Origin of the sequence: Luteimicrobium album (assembly GCF_030161555.1) — a bacterium.
GTDB classification, from domain to species: Bacteria; Actinomycetota; Actinomycetes; order Actinomycetales; family Cellulomonadaceae; genus Luteimicrobium; species Luteimicrobium album.
Map to the genome: position 1 here is coordinate 1,733,959 of NZ_BSUK01000001.1, position 20,233 is coordinate 1,754,191.

18 protein-coding genes and 3 pseudogenes are annotated in these 20,233 nt (G+C 72.0%); 12 read left to right on the top strand and 9 right to left on the bottom strand.

Going from position 1 to position 20,233, the window contains the following annotated elements:
• Positions 1-102: 102 nt before the first annotated feature.
• Both QQK45_RS08965 and QQK45_RS08970 read right to left on the bottom strand, forming a co-directional pair.
• A complete protein-coding gene (locus QQK45_RS08965) occupies positions 103-933 on the bottom strand; it encodes an ABC transporter permease (RefSeq protein WP_284292974.1) in 831 nt (276 codons plus the stop codon).
• On the bottom strand, positions 930-1,901 hold the full coding sequence (locus QQK45_RS08970; RefSeq protein WP_284292975.1) for an ATP-binding cassette domain-containing protein: 972 nt from the start codon (positions 1,899-1,901) through the stop codon (positions 930-932). The genes QQK45_RS08965 and QQK45_RS08970 overlap by 4 nt, the downstream gene beginning before the upstream one ends.
• Positions 1,902-2,398: 497 nt before the next feature.
• Between QQK45_RS08970 and QQK45_RS08975 the strand changes: the two genes are divergently transcribed.
• The gene (locus tag QQK45_RS08975) at positions 2,399-3,325 is read left to right on the top strand and encodes a MetQ/NlpA family ABC transporter substrate-binding protein (RefSeq protein ID WP_284292976.1); all 927 of its coding nucleotides are present in this window, start codon (positions 2,399-2,401) and stop codon (positions 3,323-3,325) included.
• Positions 3,326-3,508: 183 nt separating this feature from the next.
• Positions 3,509-4,018, top strand: a pseudogene (locus QQK45_RS22070) (ATP-binding cassette domain-containing protein); the annotation flags it as partial.
• On the opposite strand, the gene QQK45_RS22075 reads toward QQK45_RS22070, so the two are convergent.
• Entirely contained in the window at positions 3,979-4,212 is a 234-nt protein-coding gene (locus tag QQK45_RS22075) for a hypothetical protein (protein ID WP_348525383.1), read from the bottom strand. The pseudogene QQK45_RS22070 and the gene QQK45_RS22075 sit on opposite strands and share 40 nt — an antisense overlap.
• A gap of 422 nt (positions 4,213-4,634) precedes the next feature.
• Between QQK45_RS22075 and QQK45_RS08985 the strand changes: the two genes are divergently transcribed.
• From QQK45_RS08985 to QQK45_RS08995, 4 genes are all read left to right on the top strand, one after another.
• A complete protein-coding gene (locus tag QQK45_RS08985; RefSeq protein WP_284294987.1) occupies positions 4,635-5,315 on the top strand; it encodes a methionine ABC transporter permease in 681 nt (226 codons plus the stop codon).
• Positions 5,312-6,097, top strand: coding sequence for a methyltransferase domain-containing protein (locus tag QQK45_RS08990; RefSeq protein WP_284294988.1), 786 nt, complete (start codon positions 5,312-5,314; stop codon positions 6,095-6,097). Before QQK45_RS08985 ends, QQK45_RS08990 begins: the two co-directional genes overlap by 4 nt.
• Positions 6,098-6,175: 78 nt before the next feature.
• Complete coding sequence (locus QQK45_RS23125; protein WP_431310248.1) at positions 6,176-6,793, top strand: AlbA family DNA-binding domain-containing protein; 618 nt, start codon at positions 6,176-6,178, stop codon at positions 6,791-6,793.
• Positions 6,790-7,890: an ATP-binding protein gene (locus tag QQK45_RS08995; RefSeq protein ID WP_284292977.1), complete on the top strand. Its 1,101-nt coding sequence runs from the start codon at positions 6,790-6,792 to the stop codon at positions 7,888-7,890. The genes QQK45_RS23125 and QQK45_RS08995 overlap by 4 nt, the downstream gene beginning before the upstream one ends.
• A 7-nt stretch (positions 7,891-7,897) precedes the next feature.
• Here the strand turns inward: QQK45_RS08995 and QQK45_RS09000 are convergent, their stop codons facing one another.
• The 3 genes and pseudogenes from QQK45_RS09000 to pgi form a co-directional block, all read right to left on the bottom strand.
• On the bottom strand, positions 7,898-8,233 hold the full coding sequence (locus QQK45_RS09000; protein ID WP_284292978.1) for a YdeI/OmpD-associated family protein: 336 nt from the start codon (positions 8,231-8,233) through the stop codon (positions 7,898-7,900).
• 101 nt (positions 8,234-8,334) lie between these two features.
• Positions 8,335-9,444 carry a fatty acid desaturase family protein gene (locus QQK45_RS09005; RefSeq protein ID WP_431310249.1) on the bottom strand — a complete coding sequence of 370 codons (1,110 nt, stop codon included), beginning with the start codon at positions 9,442-9,444 and terminating at the stop codon, positions 8,335-8,337.
• Between the two features lie 154 nt (positions 9,445-9,598).
• Positions 9,599-11,337, bottom strand: a pseudogene (gene pgi, locus QQK45_RS09010) (glucose-6-phosphate isomerase).
• Positions 11,338-11,838: 501 nt separating this feature from the next.
• Between pgi and QQK45_RS09015 the strand changes: the two are divergent.
• The 5 genes from QQK45_RS09015 (at position 11,839) to QQK45_RS09035 (ending at position 15,440) form a co-directional block, all read left to right on the top strand.
• On the top strand, positions 11,839-12,762 hold the full coding sequence (locus QQK45_RS09015; RefSeq protein WP_284292979.1) for a prenyltransferase/squalene oxidase repeat-containing protein: 924 nt from the start codon (positions 11,839-11,841) through the stop codon (positions 12,760-12,762).
• A gap of 128 nt (positions 12,763-12,890) precedes the next feature.
• Positions 12,891-13,064: a hypothetical protein gene (locus QQK45_RS09020; RefSeq protein WP_284292980.1), complete on the top strand. Its 174-nt coding sequence runs from the start codon at positions 12,891-12,893 to the stop codon at positions 13,062-13,064.
• A complete protein-coding gene (locus QQK45_RS09025) occupies positions 13,043-13,783 on the top strand; it encodes an ABC transporter substrate-binding protein (protein WP_431310250.1) in 741 nt (246 codons plus the stop codon). Before QQK45_RS09020 ends, QQK45_RS09025 begins: the two co-directional genes overlap by 22 nt.
• Positions 13,780-14,667, top strand: coding sequence for an amino acid ABC transporter permease (locus tag QQK45_RS09030; RefSeq protein ID WP_284292981.1), 888 nt, complete (start codon positions 13,780-13,782; stop codon positions 14,665-14,667). The genes QQK45_RS09025 and QQK45_RS09030 overlap by 4 nt, the downstream gene beginning before the upstream one ends.
• A 23-nt stretch (positions 14,668-14,690) precedes the next feature.
• The gene (locus QQK45_RS09035) at positions 14,691-15,440 is read left to right on the top strand and encodes an amino acid ABC transporter ATP-binding protein (protein ID WP_284292982.1); all 750 of its coding nucleotides are present in this window, start codon (positions 14,691-14,693) and stop codon (positions 15,438-15,440) included.
• Between the two features lie 190 nt (positions 15,441-15,630).
• Here the strand turns inward: QQK45_RS09035 and QQK45_RS09040 are convergent.
• From QQK45_RS09040 to QQK45_RS09050, 3 genes and pseudogenes are all read right to left on the bottom strand, one after another.
• Positions 15,631-18,171 (bottom strand): annotated as a pseudogene (locus QQK45_RS09040) (CBM35 domain-containing protein); the annotation flags it as partial.
• Entirely contained in the window at positions 18,090-18,542 is a 453-nt protein-coding gene (locus QQK45_RS09045) for a CBM35 domain-containing protein (protein ID WP_284292983.1), read from the bottom strand. The gene QQK45_RS09045 and the pseudogene QQK45_RS09040, both read right to left, overlap by 82 nt.
• 223 nt (positions 18,543-18,765) lie before the next feature.
• A complete protein-coding gene (locus QQK45_RS09050; protein WP_284292984.1) occupies positions 18,766-19,266 on the bottom strand; it encodes a VOC family protein in 501 nt (166 codons plus the stop codon).
• 393 nt (positions 19,267-19,659) lie between these two features.
• Between QQK45_RS09050 and QQK45_RS09055 the strand changes: the two genes are divergently transcribed.
• Positions 19,660-20,109, top strand: a complete 450-nt coding sequence (locus QQK45_RS09055) for a VOC family protein (RefSeq protein ID WP_284292985.1) — start codon at positions 19,660-19,662, stop codon at positions 20,107-20,109.
• The last annotated feature ends 124 nt before the right edge of the window (positions 20,110-20,233 follow it).

The following is a 20,233-nucleotide window of genomic DNA, read 5'->3' on the forward strand; positions in this document are numbered from 1 at the left end:
TGGCGGGGCTGGCGGGAGGCCGCGAGGAACGAGCGGCCGGATGGTAGGTCGCGCACACCCCACCCCACCTTCTCGCCGGGCCCGACCACGGTCGCCACGAGCTCAGCGGGCCGTCCGGCGGCGGTAGGCCAGCGAGCCCAGCGTGATCGAGACCGCGAGGAAGCCGACGAGCCAGGCGACGGCTGTCCAGATCGTCGAGGCGTCCGGCGTGCCGGACATCAGGCCGCGGAGCGACTCGATGATCGGGGTGAAGGGCTGGTTGTCGGCGAACCCGTGGAGCCAGTTCGGCATGGTGCCGACCGCCACGAAGCCGCTGGACAGGTAGGGGAGGAACAGGAACACCGTGTTGAGGGCCTGCGTGGCGTCGACGCTGAGGACGAGGCCGGCGGCCGCGCAGATCCAGGTGAACGCGAGGACGGTCAGGACGACGTACCCGACGACGGCGACCCAGCCGAGGAGGTCGGCGTCGGGCCGGAACCCGAGCGCGACCGCGACGCCGAGGACGACGGCCGCGGACGCGAGGTTGCGCACGACGCTCGCGATCACGTGCCCCCACAGGGGCGCGGGTCCGAGGATCGGGAGGGTCTTGAACCGGTCGATGGTGCCGCTCGTCATGTCCTGGGCGACGGCGGTCGCGGTGGCGGCCGAGCCGAAGCCGAGGCACAGGACGAGCGTGCCGGGCACGACGTAGTTGATGTAGTCGCCGCTGCTGTCGATGGCGCCGCCGAAGATGACGACGAACACGAGCATGATCGCGACGGGGATCGCGAACGCGGTGATCAGGCCGTCGACGCTGCGGAGCGTGCGGCGGATCTCGCGGGCGGTCATGGTGCCCATGTCGCGGAGCCCGGTGAGCACGGACGGCGCGGCGGGGGTGGCGGTCGCGACGGGCAGGTGCCGCGGTGCGGGTGCGGTGGGAGCGAGGGTGGTCATCGTGCGTTCTCCTTGCTGGCCGTGGTGCTGGTGGGGGCGCCGGTGACGGCGAGGAAGACGTCGTCGAGCGTGGGCTTGACGACGCTGACACCCGCGAGGGCGAGGTGGTGCTGGTCGGCGAGGGCGAGCGCCTCGCGGATCGTGGCGACGGGGTCGGTCGCGGGGGTGGTGAGCGCGAGGTCGCGCTCGTCCACGTCGACGACGGCGAGCCCCGCCGCGGGGGCGAGGTCGCGGGCGGCGCGGAGGGACGTGGCGTCCTCGAACGCGATGCGCACGTGGTCGCCGGCGACGAGCGCCTTGAGCTCGCTCGCGGTGCCGCGGGCCGCGACGACGCCGTCGTGCAGGACGGCGATGGTGTCGGCGAGGCGGTCGGCCTCCTCGAGGTACTGCGTGGTGAGGAGGACGGTGGTGCCGTCGCCGGCGAGGTCGCGGACGACCTCCCAGAGCTGGGCGCGCGACGCGGGGTCGAGGCCGGTGGTGGGCTCGTCGAGGACGAGCACCGCGGGGGACGCGACGAGGCTGATCGCGAGGTCGAGGCGCCGCCGCATGCCGCCCGAGTAGGTGGAGGCGGGGCGCCGGGCGGCGTCGGTGAGGTCGAAGCGCTCGAGCAGCTCCTGGGCGCGGGATCGGACGGCCCGGCGGGGCAGGTGCGCGAGGTTGCCCATCATGACGAGGTTCTCCTCGCCGGTCTGGAACGGGTCGACGGCGGCGTACTGGCCGGTGAGGGCGACGAGCGCCCGGACCTGGGCGGGGTGCTTCGCGACGTCGGCGCCGGCGACCGTGACGGTCCCGGCGTCGGCGGGGACCAGGGTCGTGAGGATGTTGACGGTGGTGGTCTTGCCGGCACCGTTGGGGCCGAGCAGGGCGTAGATCTCGCCGCGCCGGACCGTGAGGTCGACGCCGCGCAGGACGTGGTGCGAGCCGTAGGACTTGCGCAGGTCCCGGACGGCGATCATCGGGTCGTTCATGGCCTGTCTCCTGTCGTTCGTGGTGCTCCAGCCACCGTGTGCGTCGCACGCGGTGTGTATCTCGTACGCAGTGTGTAGACCATAAACAGAAGTGACCGCGACCGTCAACGGGTGACGCGCGTCTCATTCGCGCGTCTCGGATAGTGAGATGTGATGCCGATCGATTGGACTCCGGCCCGGATCCGGCACAGGCTTGTCACATGACCCCGACCACCGCCCGCTGCGGCGAGCGAATGCCCCAGGCGCCCGTCGTGCGCGCCGCGGGCTGTCGGTGCTGTCGCCCCGTGCTCTGACCTCCGGTCGGCGGGACCGCGGCGAGCGCCGCGCGTCCGCCCACGCCACCGGCGAGCGCCCGCCGGTCCGCCCGGCACCAACCCCGGCACTCCGCGTGCTGCCCGCCGTCCGGTCGTCGTCGACGAGAACCGGACTCCCGCTCGGCCCGCACCACGGGCACCCCACCGGGCGCGACCCCGCGCCCCGACCCACTGGAGAACCACATGTCCCGCACCCGCCGCCGGTTCCGCGGCTCGCTCGTCGCGACGGCCGTCGCCGCCGCCACCGCGCTCGTCCTCGCCGCCTGCTCGTCCGGTGACTCCGGCAGCAGCGACGACGCGACCAAGGGCTCCGCGTCCGACCCGGTCAAGATCGGCGTCGTCGGCGCCGACGGCGACCAGTGGAAGGTCTTCACCGACCTCGCCGAGAAGCAGGGCATCCACGTGAAGCTCGTCGACTTCAGCGACTACCAGCAGCCGAACCCCGCCACGAGCTCGGGCGAGCTGGACCTCAACCAGTTCCAGCACATCCTGTTCCTGGCCGACTACAACAACAACAGCAAGGGCGACCTCGTGCCGATCGGCTCGACGGCCATCTACCCGCTCGCGCTCTACTCAAAGCAGTACAAGAGCGTCGACGAGATCCCGGCCGGCTCGCAGATCGCGATCCCGAACGACGGCACCAACCAGGCGCGAGCGCTCGGCGTCCTCGCCTCGGCCGGGCTGATCACGCTCAAGGACGGCACGCCGTCGCTCTCGGCCGCGCCGGCCGACGTCGACACCTCGACGTCGAAGGTCAAGGTCACCTCGGTGGCCGCGAACCAGACCGCCCGGTCGCTGCAGGACAAGTCCGTCGCGGGCGCCGTCGTGAACAACGACTACATCAAGGACACGGGCCTCGAGCCGACGGATGCGATCGCCCAGGACGACCCGTCCAGCGACGCCGCCAAGCCGTACATCAACATCTGGGCCACGCGCGCCAAGGACAAGGACAACGCCGTCTACGCGAAGCTCGTCGAGCTCGCGCAGACCGCCGAGGTCGAGGACGCGCTGAAGAAGAACTCCGGCGGCACCGCGGTCATCGTCCACGAGTCGGCCGCCAACCTGCAGAAGTACCTGACCGACGTCGAGGGCCAGCTCAAGCAGGGCTGACTCCGCGACGTACCCCGCCCGGACGACCACCTCGCCGAAGCGGTCGTCCCGGGCTGGGTACTTCGGCGAGGTAGTCCGCGCGGAGGACTGCTTCGCGAGTCTTCGCGGGCGGGACCGCGACGGCGGTGGTGTGATCGGACGCAGGACGACGGCAGGGCCAGCCGAGGAGGCAGCGGGAGCCGCATGAGTGCAGCACCAGGAACGACGGGGACGGGCGCCGACCCGATCATCGTGCTCGACGGCGTGTCCAAGTTCTTCGCGGGGCGCGGCCGGGGCGAGGCGAGCGTCGCGCGGGGTGTGCGCGCCGTCGACGACGTCAGCCTCCGGATCGCGCGGGGCGAGGTCTTCGGCGTCGTCGGCTACTCGGGGGCGGGCAAGTCGACGCTCGTCCGGCTGATCAACGCGCTCGAGCGCGCCGACGCCGGGACCGTCGACGTCGACGGCCGCCGGGTCACCGAGCTCGGGGAGCGCGGCCTGCAGGAGCTGCGCGCGAACATCGGCATGGTGTTCCAGCAGTTCAACCTGTTCGGCGCGCGGACGGTCGCGCGCAACGTCGAGTACCCGCTGCGGCTCGCGGGCTGGTCGCGCGACAAGCGCCGCGCGCGCGTGGCGGAGCTGCTCGAGTTCGTCGGGCTGTCCGACAAGGCCCGCTCCTACCCGGCGCAGCTCTCGGGCGGGCAGAAGCAGCGGGTCGGGATCGCCCGCGCGCTCGCGACGTCGCCGCACATCCTCCTCGCCGACGAGGCCACGAGCGCCCTCGACCCCGAGACGACGCGCGACGTCCTCGACCTCCTCCGGCGCGTCAACCGCGAGCTCGGCGTGACGATCGTCGTGATCACGCACGAGATGAGCGTCGTCCAGTACGTGTGCCACAAGGTCGCGGTCATGGAGCGGGGGAAGGTCGTCGAGCACGGCGACGTCTACCAGGTCTTCGCCGACCCGCAGACGCCCGCGACCAGGCGGTTCATCCAGACCGCGCTCAAGGACCGTCCCGCGCCCGACGTCGTCGAGCGGCTGCGCGACCGGCACCCGGGCCGTCTCGCCGTCGTCGCGCTCCCGGACACGGGTCGCGGGTTCGACGTCACCACCTTCACGGCAGGGCTCGACGCGCGGGCGGCCGTCGTGTTCGGCGGCGTCACCGAGGTCGGGGAGCGGCCGTTCGGCTCGCTCACGCTCGAGCTCACCGGACCCCAGGCGGACGAGGCGTTCGCGCGCCTCGCCGAGGCGGCGTCCGTCGTCGACCTCGGGACCGCCGCCGACCCGCGGCCCGACGCCCGCTGGGTCCTGCCCGAGGAGGAGGAGGCGCCCGATGATCGTGCACGGTACCAACGAGTGGACCTGGGACTACGACGGCCCGCTGCTGCGCCAGGCCATCGGCGAGACCCTGCAGATGGTCCTCGCCGCGCTCGTCATCGGCGGGATCATCGGCCTCGTCTACGGTCTCGCGCTCTACGCGACCCGTCGCGGCGGCCTCTACCAGAGCCGTTGGGCGTACGGGGTGCTGAGCTTCGTCGTCAACCTGATCCGGCCCATCCCGTTCATCATCTTCCTCACGGCCGTGCGGCCCGCGACGCTCGCGATCACCGGCACGACGCTCGGCGTCCAGGCCGCGATCTTCCCGATGACGGTCGTGACGATCGTCGCGACGGCGCGCCTCGTCGAGCAGAACCTCGTCTCCGCGGACCCGGGCGTCATCGAGGCGGCGCGCGCCATGGGCGCGTCGAAGGTCAACGCGCTCGTCCGCGTCCTGGTGCCCGAGGCCCTCGCGCCGCTCATCCTCGGGTACGCGTTCCTGTTCGTCGGGATCCTCGACATGTCCGCGGTCGCGGGCGCCGTCGGTGCCGGCGGGCTCGGCAACTTCGCGATCCAGTACGGCTACAACCGCTACAACGACATCGTGACCTGGGTCGCGGTGGCCGTGATCATCGTGCTCGTGCAGCTCGCGCAGATGCTCGGAAACACGCTCGCGCGGCGGGTCCTGCACCGGTGACCGCGCGCCCGTCCGACTGGGACCCCCGCCACTACCTGCGGTTCTCCGACGAGCGCAGCCGGCCGTTCGTCGACCTCCTCGCCCGGGTCCCGGGGACGCCGCGCACCGTGCTCGACCTGGGCGTCGGGCCCGGCCACCTGGTCGCGGCGATCCACGCCCGCTGGCCCGACGCCGTCGTGACCGGGGTCGACTCGTCGCCCGCGATGGTCGAGCAGGCGCGGGCGGAGCACGGCGACGAGGCCGAGTTCGTCCTCGGTGACCTCGCGGACTACGCGCCCGACGCCGCCCCCGACCTTGTGGTCAGCAACGCCGCCCTGCAGTGGGTGCCCGGGCACCTGGACGTGCTCGCGCGCTGGAGGGACCTGCTGGGGCGAGGCCCGGGAGCACGCACGTTGGCGGTCCAGGTCCCCGCGAACCAGGACGCGCCCAGCCACGCGATCCTGAACGAGCTCGCGGCGACCGAGCCGTACGCCCGCTGGACGCAGGGGACGGCGCGCGTCCACGTGCATCGCGCCGAGGAGTACCTCGAGGTCCTCGCACAGCCGGGCTGGACCGTCGACGCCTGGGAGACGACGTACCTCCACGTCCTCCAGGGGCCGGACGCGGTGTTCACCTGGATCTCCGCGACCGGCGCGCGACCGGTCCTCGCCGCACTGCCCGACGACGTCCGGCCGGCCTTCGTGGAGGAGTACAAGGCGAGGCTGCGGGCGGCGTACCCGGAGCGCGCCTACGGGACCGTCCTGCCGTTCCGGCGGACGTTCGTCGTCGCGACGCGGGACTGACGTTCCTGGGCCCGACGGCACGGAGTTTTTTCCGAGTTTCTTGCTTCGCTGCAGTGTCTGCTGTGCTCGAAACTCACTATGAAACTCGATCCGCTGGGTGACGCGCTCCAACGCATCGCTGACGGCGCCGAGGCGCGCTCGGTCGAGACGGAGACGCTCGACTTCAAACGCGATCCGCACACCGTGACGGGTCGCGGGGCTCCTGGGAACCCGCGGGCTCGTCTCGTCGAGGAGCTCGTGGACGCTGTGGTCTGCTTTGCGAACGGACGGGGCGGGCGGATCGTGCTCGGCGTCGATGACCGCACGCCAGGGGCGGCCGCCTTCCTCGGGACCAACGAAGACCCCACCTTCCTCCGCAACCGTATCTACGGGAACACTCGACCGGCTCTGACAGTGCCGATCGAGGAGATCGAGTACCTCGGTGTTCGCCTGTTGGTGTGGTCACCGTCCCCGAGGCGCTCGATCTCGTCACTGACAGCAAGGGCAAGGCCCTGGCTCGGTCCGGAACCTCCTGTGCTCCACTCACAGAAGATGCTCGTCGCGCTCTCGCCCACGATCGGCGGAACCCCGACTTCACTGCTCGACCTTCGGATCGCTCGATCAGTGAGGTCTCCTCGTCGGCACTCCAAGAGGCGCGGCGGCTACTCGGCCGGCTCGTGGACCTCCGGAGCCAGATGGCGGACCTCGATGACGTGAGCCTGCTCCGCTCGCTCAACGTCGTCGACCGTGACGATCGGCTGCTGACCGCAGGCGAGATCCTCTTCTGCACTCCGGAACTCGACGTTCTCGACATGCTGTCGCGACCTGCGGCGGGAGCCGAGCCATCGATCCGACGGTTCCGTGAACCCCTGGTCCTGTTGCTCCCGAACACGCTCGCCGCGATCCGCTCCGCGATCGACCCGGAGGTCGGTCACATCGCGCTCGCAGGCGGGCAGGAAGTCGCACTACCGGACTTTTCACCGATCGCCGTGGACGAGGCTGTCACGAACGCCTTGGTGCATCGCGACTACGCGAGACCGGAACGGGTCGTCGTCGACCACTCGCCGAACGCGCTCAGGGTGTGGTCGCCCGGCGCCTTGCCGTTCGGGGTGACGGAGGATCGTCTGTTGAGCACGGTCTCGACGCCCCGAAACGTCACGTTGATGGCGGCACTCCAGCAGCTGGGGCTCGCTGAGCGCGCGTCTCGGGGCATCGACCGAATGTTTCGAGAGCAGATTCGAGTCGGGCAGCAGGCGCCGGGCATCAGGACTGACGACTACTCGGTCGAGGTCTATTTCACGAGCGGCGCGCCGAATCGCGCATTCGCTGGTTTTGTCGCCACGCTCCCACGCACGATGCGAGACAACGTGGACGCGATGCTCGTCCTTGCTCACCTCTGTCAGCGCCCGACTGCCACGCCGGCAGACGCGGCTCGCCTGCTGCAGGTCAGCGAGCAAGAAGCGACGGACCGGCTCGAAGTCCTCGCGGTCGGGGCTGATGCGCTGATCGAGAGGGACGGAGATGCTCGTCGAGGTCTGCGTTGGCGGCTCCGACCCAGCGTGGCATCCGCGTTAGGGACGGCCGTCCAGCATCGAGCAAGGGCCGAATCTGCTCGGCCACGCGTGGAGGCGCATCTCAACGAATACGGATGGATCACCAACAAGACCATCCGCAACATGTTCGACCTCGACGTTCAGCAGGCGTCACAGATGCTCAACGAGCTCAGGGCAGCCAACGTGGTGATCAAGGATCCGGAAGGGCCCCAACGGGGGCCGGCCATTCGATGGCTTCCGACGAGTAGGACGAAGCGTTGAGCGTTGCTCAGTCAAGGTCGGCGACGGCCTTGGCGGTACGGCGCTCGCGGGTCTCGGGGGCCTTGGCCTGCACGATCGGGTCCACGTAGCGGCGCTTCCCGCTGAACGACACCGCGTCGAACGCGGCGCGCGCGGCGATCCCTGCCCGCGCGCGGTTCTCTGCGCTCACCGGGAGCCGCGTCCGCCCGCCCGCCACGCCGATCGTCGAGCGGTACGCGTGGTCGCCGATCGTCACGCGGACGGCGGGCCGCTTGCCGCCGTCCAGCGCCTCGACGACGTCGGGCGGCACCTCGATCCCGGTAGCGGTCTTCCCATTGAGCTCGAGCGTCGCGCGGAACCTCATGTCGTCTCCCTGCCCTCCGTCGGGTGCGCAGGTTCGATCCTCGCGCGCGACGCGCGCGACGCGCGGGCGCACAAACGCCGGCGCCACGGCGCCCGGACCCCTTACTGGCGCCGTAGGGTCCTGAACGTCGGGCAGTCGAACGGGTCGCGCGCCGCGAGGCCCACGCGGTTGAGGTACTTCACGACGATCCCGTACGACCGCAGCGTCGTCGTCTCCGTGTACGGCACGCCGATTCGCGCGCAGTGCTCCCGGACGATCTCGCGAGCTTTCGCGAGGTGCGGCCGCGGCATGCTCGGGAAGAGGTGGTGCTCGACCTGGTAGTTGAGGCCGCCGTAGACCTGGGTCAGGCCACGGTCGGAGACGATCCGTCCGCCCACGATGTTGCGCGACGTCAGCACCTGGCGCGACAGGAAGTCGAGCTTCGAGTCGTGAGGGATGATCGCCATGCCCTTGTGGTTCGGCGCGAACGACGCCCCCATGTACACGCCGAAGACCGCGAGGTGCACCCCGACGAAGGCCGCCGCGATACCGGGCGGCAGCAGCCAGAACACCAGGCCCAGGTACACGGCCAGGCGGACGGAGATCGTGACGATCTCGCGGACCCAGCCCTCGCGTCGGTCGGTGACGAGGCTCTTGATCGACGCGAAGTGCAGGTTCAGCCCCTCGAGCGTGAGGAGCGGGAAGAACATCCAGCCCTGCCGGCGCGTCAGCACGGCCCGCCAGCCCTTCTGCTGCGAGGCCTGCTCCTCGGTGAAGGAGATCGTGTCGAACTCGATGTCCGGGTCCTTGCCGACCTTGTTCGGGTTGGCGTGGTGCCGCGTGTGCTTGTTCATCCACCACGAGTACGAGATCCCGACGACGCCGTTCGCGAGCCACCGGCCCACCCGGTCGTTCACCGGGCCCGACGTGAAGATCTGCCGGTGCGACGCCTCGTGGCCGAGGAACGCGAACTGCGTCAGCACGACGCCGAGGACGCCGGCGAGGGCGAGCTGCCACCACGTGTCGCCCAGCAGCGCGACGCCCACGAAGACACCGGCGAACGCCGCGGCGAGCACACCCGCCGTCGTGCCGTAGAACCCGAGCGTGCGACGGAGGAGACCCGCGTCGCGCACCGTCCGGAGGAGGGCCGCGTACGTGCCGGTCGCGGCCTCGCGTGGTGTCGCGGAGCCCGGCGTCACGGCCGGACGGACGGTGGGAGTGAGTGCGGTCACGCTGCCTCGCAGGTGCTCGGGTCGACTTCCCAGCCTGGAGATGAGCGAACGCTCGTGGTGCGGATCACCCACACTCTACGCGGTGGACCTGGATCTTGGCTGGGTCCGGGGCGGGGAGCAGCGCACTGCCCCTTCGCCGTCGGGCGTGGTGGCGTCAGGACTCGCGCAGCTCCAGGTACTTCGCGATGAGCGCCTTGGTCGACGGGTCCTGAGCGTCGAGCGCGGCCGCGTCGCCCTCGACCGCCGGGGCGATCTCGAGCGCCAGCTTCTTGCCCAGCTCGACGCCCCACTGGTCGAACGAGTCGATGCCCCAGACCGTGCCCTCGACGAACGTGATGTGCTCGTAGAGCGCGATGAGCTGTCCCACGACGGACGGCGTGAGCGTGGGGGCGAGGATCGACGTCGTCGGACGGTTCCCGGAGAACACGCGGGCCGGGACGATCGCCTCGGGGTGCCCTCGGCACGGACCTCGTCGGCGGTCTTGCCGAACGCGAGGGCCTTGGTCTGCGCGAAGAAGTTCGCGAGGAACAGGGCGTGCACGTCCGCGCCCGGCTGGACGGCACCGCCGTCGCCGGTGGCGTCCGCGAGGGGCCGGGCCGGGTTCGCGACGGCGATGAAGTCCGCCGGGATGAGGCGCGTGCCCTGGTGGATGAGCTGGTAGAACGCGTGCTGGCCGTTCGTGCCGGGCTCGCCCCAGAAGACCTCGCCGGTCTCGGTCGTGACCGGCGTGCCGTCCCAGCGGACCGACTTGCCGTTCGACTCCATGGTGAGCTGCTGGAGGTACGCCGGGAAGCGGTGCAGGTACTGCGCGTACGGCAGGACGGCGTGGGTGTGCGCGTCGAGGAAGTTCGTGTACCAGACGTTGAGCAGCCCCATCAGGACGGGCACGTTCTGGTCGAGGGGCGTCGTGCGGACGTGCTCGTCGATCGCGTGGAACCCGGCGAGGAACTCCTCGAACGCGTCCGGGCCGACGGCGATCGCGACGGACGTGCCGATGGCCGAGTCGACCGAGTAGCGGCCGCCGACCCAGTCCCAGAACCCGAACGCGTTCGCCGGGTCGATGCCGAACGCCGCGACCTTGTCGAGCGCCGTCGAGACCGCGACGAAGTGCTTGCCGACGGCCGCGGTGCGGGCCTCGTCGGTGTCGCTGATGGCACCGTTCGCGACCAGCGCGTCCCAGAGCCACTGGCGGGCGAGGCGCGCGTTGGTCAGGGTCTCGAGCGTGCCGAACGTCTTGGACGCGACGATGAACAGCGTCGTCTCGGGGTCGAGGTCAGCCGTCTTCTCGTACACGTCCGACGGGTCGATGTTGGAGACGAACCGCGCCTCGAGGCCCGGCTGCACGTACGGCTTGAGCGCCTCGTAGACCATGACCGGCCCGAGGTCCGACCCGCCGATGCCGATGTTGACGACCGTCTCGACGCGCTTGCCCGTGACGCCCGTCCACTCGCCCGAGCGCACCTTGTCGGCGAACTCGTAGACGCGGCCGAGGACCTCGTGGACGTCGTCGTCGACGTGCTGGCCGTCGACGACGAGCTCGGGCTCGGCGCCGTCGGGGCGACGCAGCGCGGTGTGCAGGACGGCGCGGTCCTCGGTGACGTTGATGTGGTCGCCACGCAGCATCGCGGCGTAGCGCCGGGGCACGTCGACGTCGCGCGCGAGGGCGACGAGCTGCGCGAGGACGTCGTCGGTCACGAGGTTCTTCGACAGGTCGACGGTGAGGTCGCCGGCCTGGAGCGTGAGGCGCTCGGCGCGGCCCGGGTCGGTGGCGAACCAGCCTCGCAGGTCCGGCTCGAGGCCGTCCCGGAGGCTCGCGAGGGCCGTCCAGGCGGTCGTCGTCGTGGGGTCCACGGGGGAGCTGGGGGAGGCGGGCGCGGCGGAGTTCTCGGTCACGCTCCGACGATAGTCGGAGGTGAATTCGTACGCGTCCCTGCCTACCTCCGCGCCGACCCCGTCGTGATCGGCGGCGGCCCGGGCGTACAGTGCGTCGATGACCGTGGGACGACGAGCTGGTGTACGCCGATGGTGGCGTCGCGAGCTCGCGCTCGTCGCCGGAGCCGCGCTCGTCGTGACGCTGGGGGTCGCCGGGACCAACCACCTGGGCCGGACGGCGTACTCCGACAAGCCCCTCTACCTCGCGGCCATGGCGCGCGACGCCGACGGCGACCTCGTCCGCGTGGCCGTCGACGGGACCGGGCTCGAGCCCGGGACCCGTGCCGTCGCGGGCGCGACCGCGGAGGCCGCCGCGCAGCGCACCTGGCTCGCGTCCGGCAGCGTCCCCGGTGCGGGGACGCGCTGGGAGGACATGGCCCGCGACGCCCTGCTCGACCTGCGCACCATGACCCTCGACGACGGCGCCGTCCTCGCGTCCGGCTCCGCGTCCTGGCGGTACGCGTGGCCGCGCGACGGCGCGTTCGTCGCGGTCGCGTACGCCCGCACGGGCCACCTCGACAACGCCCGCCGCGTCCTCGCCTTCTACCAGCGGGCGCAGGCCGCCGACGGCACCGTCGAGGCTCGCTACCTGCCCGACGGCAGCGGTCCGCCCGACGACCGCACCCCCAGACCGACGGGATCGGCTGGCTCCTGTGGGCGCTGGGCGAGACGGTCGACGCGGCGCCCGCCGCCGCGCGTCCCGCCGTCCTCGCACAGTTCCAGCCTCTCCTCGACCGCGGGACCACCGCGGCCGTCCGTGCGCTCGGTGCCACTGGCCTGCCCGCGCCGTCGCCGGACTACTGGGAGAAGCGCGAGGACACGGTCACGCTCGGCACCGCGGCCCCGCTGCTGGCCGGGCTCCGCGCCGCGACCCACCTCTACGGCCTGCTCGGCGACGCCGACGGCGTGCGCTCGGCCGGGACCGCCGGCCAGCGCCTGTCCGCGGGGATCGACGCCGGGTTCGCGCCGTCGTACGGCCGGTACCCCGGCAGCAGCGCCCGCGACGCGGCCGGCGCCTTCCTGCTGCCTCCCTTCCAGCCCGGCACAGCGCCCGACGACGGCGACGTGCGCGCGGCCCTGCGCTCCGCCGTCGGGCAGATGCAACGGCCGGCCGGAGGCCTGGCGCCGGGTGCGCACTGGGCCGAGGACGGCGTGAGCTGGACGCCCGAGACCGCGCTCGTCGCGCTCGGGGCCGCGTCGGGAACCGCCACCGCGGACCGGACGCTCGCGACGCGCCTGCTCGACTGGCTCGACGCGCACCGCACGCCGGCCGGGTCGTTCCCCGAGAAGGTGCTCGCAGGTGGCAGCCCGTCGGGGACGGCCCCGCTCGTGTGGACGAGCGCGACAGTCCTGCTCGCGCTCGTGACCCTCGGATCTGCAGGCTGAAACCGTCCGGCCCGGCCCGGCATGGACAGGCTGCCGCGCGACCGGCGACGATGAGCCATCCGCGCGCGGCGTCGCGAGTCCGCACGTCGCCCGGGCCTCGCAGGGGAACCCGACGAACAGGAGTCATCATGCGCATGCGTCCCGCACTCGCGGTCGCCGTCCTCGCCCCTGCGCTCGCCCTGGCCGTCGCGGCGTGTTCGCCCGAGGACGACGGGGGCACGTCGTCCACCGGCGGCTCCACGGCGGCCGGCGCCTCGACCGCGGCGGTCGACCCCGCCACGTGCGCCGAGGAGAGACCCTGACGGCCGGCAAGCTGACCTTCGCGACGGACCAGCCGGTGTACGAGCCCTGGTTCGTCGACGACAAGCCCGAGAACGGCAAGGGCTTCGAGGGTGCCGTCGCCGCGGCGATCGCGACCAAGCTCGGGTTCGACCCCGCCGACGTCGTGTGGAAGCGCGTCACGTTCAACAACGCCATCGCGCCCGGCCCCAAGACCTTCGACGCCGACATCGACGAGTTCTCGATCAGCGAGGAGCGTCGCCAGAACGTCGACTTCTCGTCCCCGTACTACGACGTGCGCCAGACCGTCATCGCGCTCAAGGGGAACAAGGCGGCGTCCGCGACGAGCCTCGCCGCGCTCAAGGACGTCCAGCTCGGCGCGCAGGTCGGCACGACGTCGTACGACGCCGCGACCGCCCTCGACCCGAGCAAGAAGCCCCGCGTCTACAACAGCAACGACGACGCGCTCGCGGCCCTCAAGAACGGGCAGATCGACGGGCTCGTGGTCGACCTGCCGACCGCGTTCTACATGACCTCCGCCCAGCTCGACGACGGGGTGATCGTCGGGCAGCTCCCGCAGTCGGGCGGCACCCCCGAGCAGTTCGGGCTCGTCCTCGACAAGGGCAGCGCGTTCACCTCCTGCCTGAGCGCCGCGGTCGACGCACTGCGTGAGGACGGCACCCTCGCCGCCCTCGAGAAGCAGTGGCTGAGCAGCGAGGGCAACGCGCCCGAGCTGTCGTGAGCACGGCCCTGCCGGCCGCGGGCGGGGACGCACCGACCGCAGGCGGGCCGAGCGCCGTCCAGCTCGATCGCGAGGCGTACCGGCGCTCGCGGTCGCGGCGGTCGACGGGCGTCGCGCTCGCAAGCACGGTCGTGTTCGCGGTCGTCGTGTGGTTCGGGATCACGCACTCGCCCGGGTGGCCGCGGGTCAAGCAGTCCTTCCTGAGCTGGCCGGTCGCGAAGGAGTCGTTCGTCCCGGTGCTCGAGGGGCTGTGGCTCAACGTCCGGGTGCTCGTGGTGAGCGAGCTCTGCATCCTCGCGGTGGGGCTGCTCGTCGCGTTCGCCCGGACCCTGCGGGCGTCCGTGTTCTTCCCGCTGCGGCTGCTCGCCGCGGCCTACACGGACTTCTTCCGCGGGATGCCGCTCATCATCCTGCTGTACATCGTCGGTTTCGGGCTGCCCGGGCTGCGGCTCAGCGGGGTCCCGACGTCGCCGGTGGTGCTCGGGACGATCGCGCTCGTGCTCTGCTACGGCGCCTACGTGGCCGAGGTGTTCCGGGCAGGGATCGAGGGGGTCCACCCGTCGCAGCGCGCGGCGGCCCGCTCGCTCGGGCTCTCGTACGCGCAGTCGATGCGCGTCGTCGTGCTGCCGCAGGCCGTGCGCCGGGTCCTGCCGCCGCTGCTCAACGACTTCGTCGCGCTGCAGAAGGACGTCGGCCTGATCTCGGTGCTCGGCGCGGTGGACGCCGTCCGGGCCGCGCAGATCGAGTCCGCGCGTGCGGCGAGCTTCACGCCGTACGTCGTCGCGGGCCTGCTCTTCGTGTGCCTCGCCGTCCCGACGGCGCGGTTCGCCGACCGGGTCGCCCGGCGCCGGGAGAGCCGCGAGCGAGCGGGGGCCGTGCTGTGAGCGCGGAGACGTCGTCGGCCGCGGTGGGCACCACGACTCCGGTGCTCGAGTGCGCGGGCGTCGTCAAGCGGTTCGGCGAGGCGGAGGTGCTGCGCGGCGTCGACCTCGACGTGCGCGAGCACGAGGTGGTCGCGCTCATCGGCGCCTCCGGGTCCGGCAAGTCGACGCTCCTGCGCTGCATCAACCTGCTCGAGGTCGTCGACGACGGCATCATCCGCCTGGACGGTCAGGACATAACCGACCCGAGGGTCGACGAGGACGCCGTGCGGCGGCGCATCGGCGTCGTCTTCCAGGCGTACAACCTGTTCCCGCACATGTCGGTGCTCGACAACGTGACCCTCGCGCCGCGGCGCGTCCACCGGGTGCCGCGCGCCGAGGCCGAGGCGCGGGCGCGTGAGCTCCTCGAGCGGGTGGGACTCGGCGCGAAGGCCGACGAGTACCCCGACCGGTTGTCGGGCGGCCAGCAGCAGCGGGTCGCGATCGCACGCTCGCTCGCCTGCGACCCGCGGCTGCTCCTGCTCGACGAGATCACGTCCGCGCTCGACCCCGAGCTCGTGGGCGAGGTGCTGCACCTCGTGCGCGAGCTCGTCGAGCAGGGCCGGACGATCGTGATGGCGACCCACGAGATGGCCTTCGCGCGTGCCGTCGCGCACCGCGTCGTCTTCCTCGACGGCGGGCGCGTGCTCGAGTCGGGGCCGCCCGAGCAGGTGCTCGTCGACCCCGTCGAGGCGCGCACCCGCCAGTTCCTGGGCCGGATCCTCGACCAGGGCTGAGCGACACAGGGCACGGCGGGGCGGCGGACCCGAGAGTGTCCGTCGCCCCGCCGCTCGGTGCGACCGTGCGTCGTGGGGCCCTGACCCGCGACGCACGGCCCGTCTCAGAAGCCGGAGTTGCCCGAGCCCCGCACCAGCGTGTAGCCGGTGAGGTTGTCGAGACCCCGGAGCCGCTGCCCGACACCGCGACGTCCGTGAACGACGCGCTGCCCTGGGCGTTGAGCTCGATCCCGTACGTGCCGGATCCGTCGATCGTGACGCCGTCGAACGCGGCCCCGGTGACGGTCCGCGCGTAGCTGATGAGCACGCCCTGGTAGGTGCTGTCGTCGATCCGGATGTCGGTCACCCGGACCGGCGTCGTGATGTCGGCCGTGTCCGCGTAGATCCACAGCGCGCCGAGCTGGCTGGCCCAGTTCGGCTCGTAACCGCCGGTCCGGGTCAGGGTGTCGCGGGCGACCGTCGTCGTCCCGCTGAACGGGACCGGCGAGAAGCGCGTGCTCACGGCGATGCCCGCGGACGCCGTCACGGTGTCAGCGACGACGGTGTCGGTCACGGCGTTCGACGCCCCGCCGTAGATGCCGACGCCGTTGGCGAGCATGGGCGCCTGGACGGTGTCGGACACGAAGGCCGAACGGGTCACCGGCGAACCCTCGGAGAACATCGCGAGCCCGTCGTCGCCCGTGTTGCGCACGGTGGACTGCTCGACCCGGGTGTCCTGGACGTCGGCGTGCAGGTTGACGCCGTCCGCGAAGGTGTCGCGGATGCGCAGGCCCGTCATGAGCAGGCCGCGCGTGCCCGAGTCGACCCAGGCACCGACCTTCGTGTGCTCGATCCAGAGGTTCTGGACGAGCGAGCCGGAGCCGAAGTTCCCCTCGAGCGCGGCGTCGAAGTTCTGGTCGTCGCGGTAGCGGACGTCCCCGAGGATCGCGAAGTCGGCGAGCGTGACGTCGCTGCCGGTGGCAAAGAAGCCGCCCTTGCCGTCCTTGCCGCGGATCGCTGAGTACCAGGGTCCCGCGCCGAGGACCGTCACGCCGGCGACGTCGATGCGTCGCGAGACCGTGAACGTCCCCTGCGGGATCCAGACGGGCGAGCCCTGCGCCTTCGCCGCGCTGATCGCGGCGTCGATCGCGGGAGCGGAGTCGGAGCCGTCGGTGGCGGCACCATACGACGTGATCGACACGGCGCCCGCCGGTGCGGTGGCCGCCGTCGGCACGGTCTCGGCGTCCACCAGGTCGATGTCGTACGACCCGGCGGTGTCGTCGGCGTCCTTGCGGAGCGTGAGCACCGTGCCCGCCGCGAGGTCGCCCACGCGCACCCGGGCCTCGTCGAAGTAGTGGTGCGGGGAGCCCTGGGACGGGACGTTCGTGTACGGGTAGGCGCCGTAGACCCAGGAGTACACCGACGTGGTGGACAGGTCGGCGACCTTGGTCCCGTCGGCGTAGACCGCGAGCGGGGCGGTCTGCCCGGCCCCGTCGCTCGTGTCCGGGATCGAGTAGCGCACGGTGATGGCGTTCGCGGGCTGGGTGAGAGTCACGCTCACGCCCTGCCCGGGCGCGCCGAGGTGCACGGCCTCGCGTCCGCTCGCCTCGGCCGCCACGGTGCCGTACGTCCGGTCCGGCCCGAGGACCGTGGCGCCGCCGACGAGTGCGCCGTCCTCGGCCTCGTACTCCGTGTAGGGGCGCGTGGCGCCCCGGGACGCGAGCGTCCCCTCGTCCTCGGCGGTCAGGGAGTCGACGGCGACGTCGCCGCCGGCCGCAGTGGCCCGGAGCTGGACGGTGTTCAGCCCGGCGCGCAGCGCGACGGCGACCGTGGCGTCCTGCCAGCCCGAGCCGTTCGCCAGCGCGAGCGTGCCTGTGGAGCGCCCGTTCACGACGACCGCGAGGTCGCGCGTCGCGCCGGACGTGTTGGCGAACCGGACCGTGAGGTCCTGAGCGCCGGCGGCGTCGGCGGCGAGCGTGCGGACCACGCGTGCGCCGTCGGACTGGAAGCCGTGCACGTACCCGGTGCCGGCGAACCCGCCGATCGTGGTGGCCACCTCGGTGCCGCCCGAGAGGAACGCGTCCTCGGCCTCGCCACTGCCTGCTGCCGGCGGGTTCCCGGGGTCGCCCGGGTCGCCGGGGTCGGTCGGCTCGGTCGCTGTGACGGTGAGGCTGTCGAGGTTCGCGTTGCCGTTGTCCGCGGTGCCGTACGCGTAGGTCACGGTGTGGTCGCCGGCATCGAGGGAGATGCTCTGGGTCACGGTGGCCCAGGAGTCCCAGCTCGCGGTCGCGGGCAGGCTGACCTGGCGGGACACCCCGTCGACGGTGAGGGTGAACGTCCGGGTGGATCCCGTCCCGTTCGCGTACCTCAGTGCGAGGTCGTGGTCGCCGGCCGCGTCGATCGCGACCTCGAACGAGACGGCCGCGTTGCCCTTGTTGCCGTCCGTGAAGCCGCCGACGAAGCCTGAGCCCGTGAAGCCGGTGTGGTCGTCGTGGACCACCGCGCCTCCGGCGAGCGTCGCGTCCTCGGCCTCGAACAGCGGGCCCGTCGAGGGCTCGCTCGTCCCGGTGCCACCGTCGGCGCTGGTCACGTCGAGGTAGTCGAGGTTGGCGTTGCCGTTGTCGCCCGTCCCGTACGAGTACGCGACGCTGTGGCTGCCTGCGGTCAGCGTCACGCGGATCGTGGCGGTCGCCCAGGCGTCCCAGCTGTCCGTGGCGGGCAGCGTGACCTGCTGCGGGCTGCCACCGTCCACGGCGAGGAGACCGTGCGGGTGGTCGAGGTGCCGTCGGCGTAGCCGAGGGCGAGGTCGTAGGGGCCGTCGTCGGGCACGGTGACCTGGAAGGTGACGCGCGCCGTGCCCTGGTTCTGGTCGGTGAAGCCGCCCACGAAGCCGGACCCGCTGTAGCCGGTGTGGTCGTGCTCGACGTCTGCGCCGCCGGAGAGCGTCGCGCTCTCCGCCTCGTAGCGGGCCGTCGAGGCGTGGGCCGGTGCCGTGCCGACGGCCAGGACGGCGGCGGTGGTGAGCGCGGTCGCCAGGGCCGTGAGCGCGGCCGTGGTCCGTCGGAGCCGGCCGCTGTGCGGGCGTGGGGCGGTGAAGATGCGTGGTGTTGGTGACACGGTCATCCGTTTCGTCGGGAGCCGCCGTCGTTGGCGGCTCGAGGTCCCGGCTGGTGCTGCCGGGGAGGTCGACGATGTCGTCGCCTGTCAGGGCCTGAGCAACATTTAACGCTAAACCTCTGCGCTAAACCGTACCGAGCCGGGCGACGCCACGCAAGAGCGCGTGCGGACACAGCGACGCCCGCACCGGAGCGTGGCTCTCGGTGCGGGCGTCGCCAACCCGTCGGGCTCAGCCCGGCTGAGCGTCGCCGATGTTCGGGCCGATCACGGAGAACTCGGAGCCGCGCGGGTCCTTCGCGTTGACGAGCCGGCCGTAGGGGGTGTCCTCAGGCCCCCGGACGACGGTCCCGCCGAGCTCGGTGATGCGGGCGGCTGTCGCGTCGGCGTCGTCGGCACCGAAGTACGTGAGCCAGGACGACGGTCCGGGCATGCCCGAGCGAGGGTCGTCCATGATCCCGGCGTACTGCTGGCCGCCTGCTTCGTCGACGGCGTACCGGAAGTGCGGCTCGTCCGACACGACGCTCGTCGTCCAGCCGAGCGCCTCGTAGAACGGCAGCACACCGTCGAAGTCCTGGGTGTGGAGCTCGTGCCAGCCGGGCGCGCCCTGTTCGGCGACGACCGCGAACCCCTGGTGGGTGCCGGGCTGCCACAGCGAGAACGCGGCGCCGGCGGGGTCGACGACGACGGCCAGCCTGCCCAGGTCCATGACGTCCATCGCGTCGACGAGCACCGTGCCGCCGGCGGCCGGGCGGCGGCGACGGCGGCGGCGACGTCAGGGGCGTGCAGGTGCACGGACCACACGAGCGGCTGCCCGGGATCCATGGGCGGCATGACGCCCGCGACCGGCTTGCCGCCGAGCGAGAACGTCCCGTAGCTCCCGTACTCCTCGCCGCGACCCTCGTGGGTCCAGCCGAAGAGCCCGGAGTAGAACGCGACGGTCGCGTCGAGGTCGTCCGTCGTGAGGTCGTTCCAGATCGGGGCGCCCGCGGGCACCTCTCCACGTGCAGGCATGGTCTCTCCTTGGTGAGCTCGGTGGGTCGATGGGGTTGTGCTTGTATCGACCGTGCGCTCGCATGGAACTCATCGCACGACGGTGCGAGTCTCGACGGGGAGGTGGTGTCCCATGGACGAGGCCAGTACGTCCGCGTCGGCCCCGGCGCCTGTCGCACGGATCCGGCAGGTCGTCCTCGACACGACCGACGCGCGTCGGCTCGCCGAGTTCTACCGGCAGCTCTTCGGGCTCGTGTACCGGAGCGGCGACGAGCCGCCGGCGTCCGGCGAGCCCGACCCGAACGGCGCGGACTGGCTCGTGCTGCGGCAACCGGGCGAGGACTTCGGGCTGGCCTTCCAGCAGGTCGACGCACTGTCCCGGGCGACGTGGCCCGATCCGAGGGTTCCGCAGCAGCTCCACCTCGATACGACCGTGCCCGATGTCGCCGCGCTCGCGGTGCAGCACGGGAGGGCGCTCGCGCTCGGGGCGACGCTCCTCCTGGACCGCGCCGACGACCCCGAGGAGCCGCTGCGCGTCTATGCCGACCCCGACGGGCACCCGTTCTGCGTGTTCGTGGGCTGACGGTCTTCGTGGGGTAGCCGGAAGAACGCTCGAGACCGCTGAGCGGACGACATGGCATACATTAGACCGGTGATATGGCGGGCCAGCCCTTGGCGGGCTCGTCGCCGCGGACAACGGGAGGTGC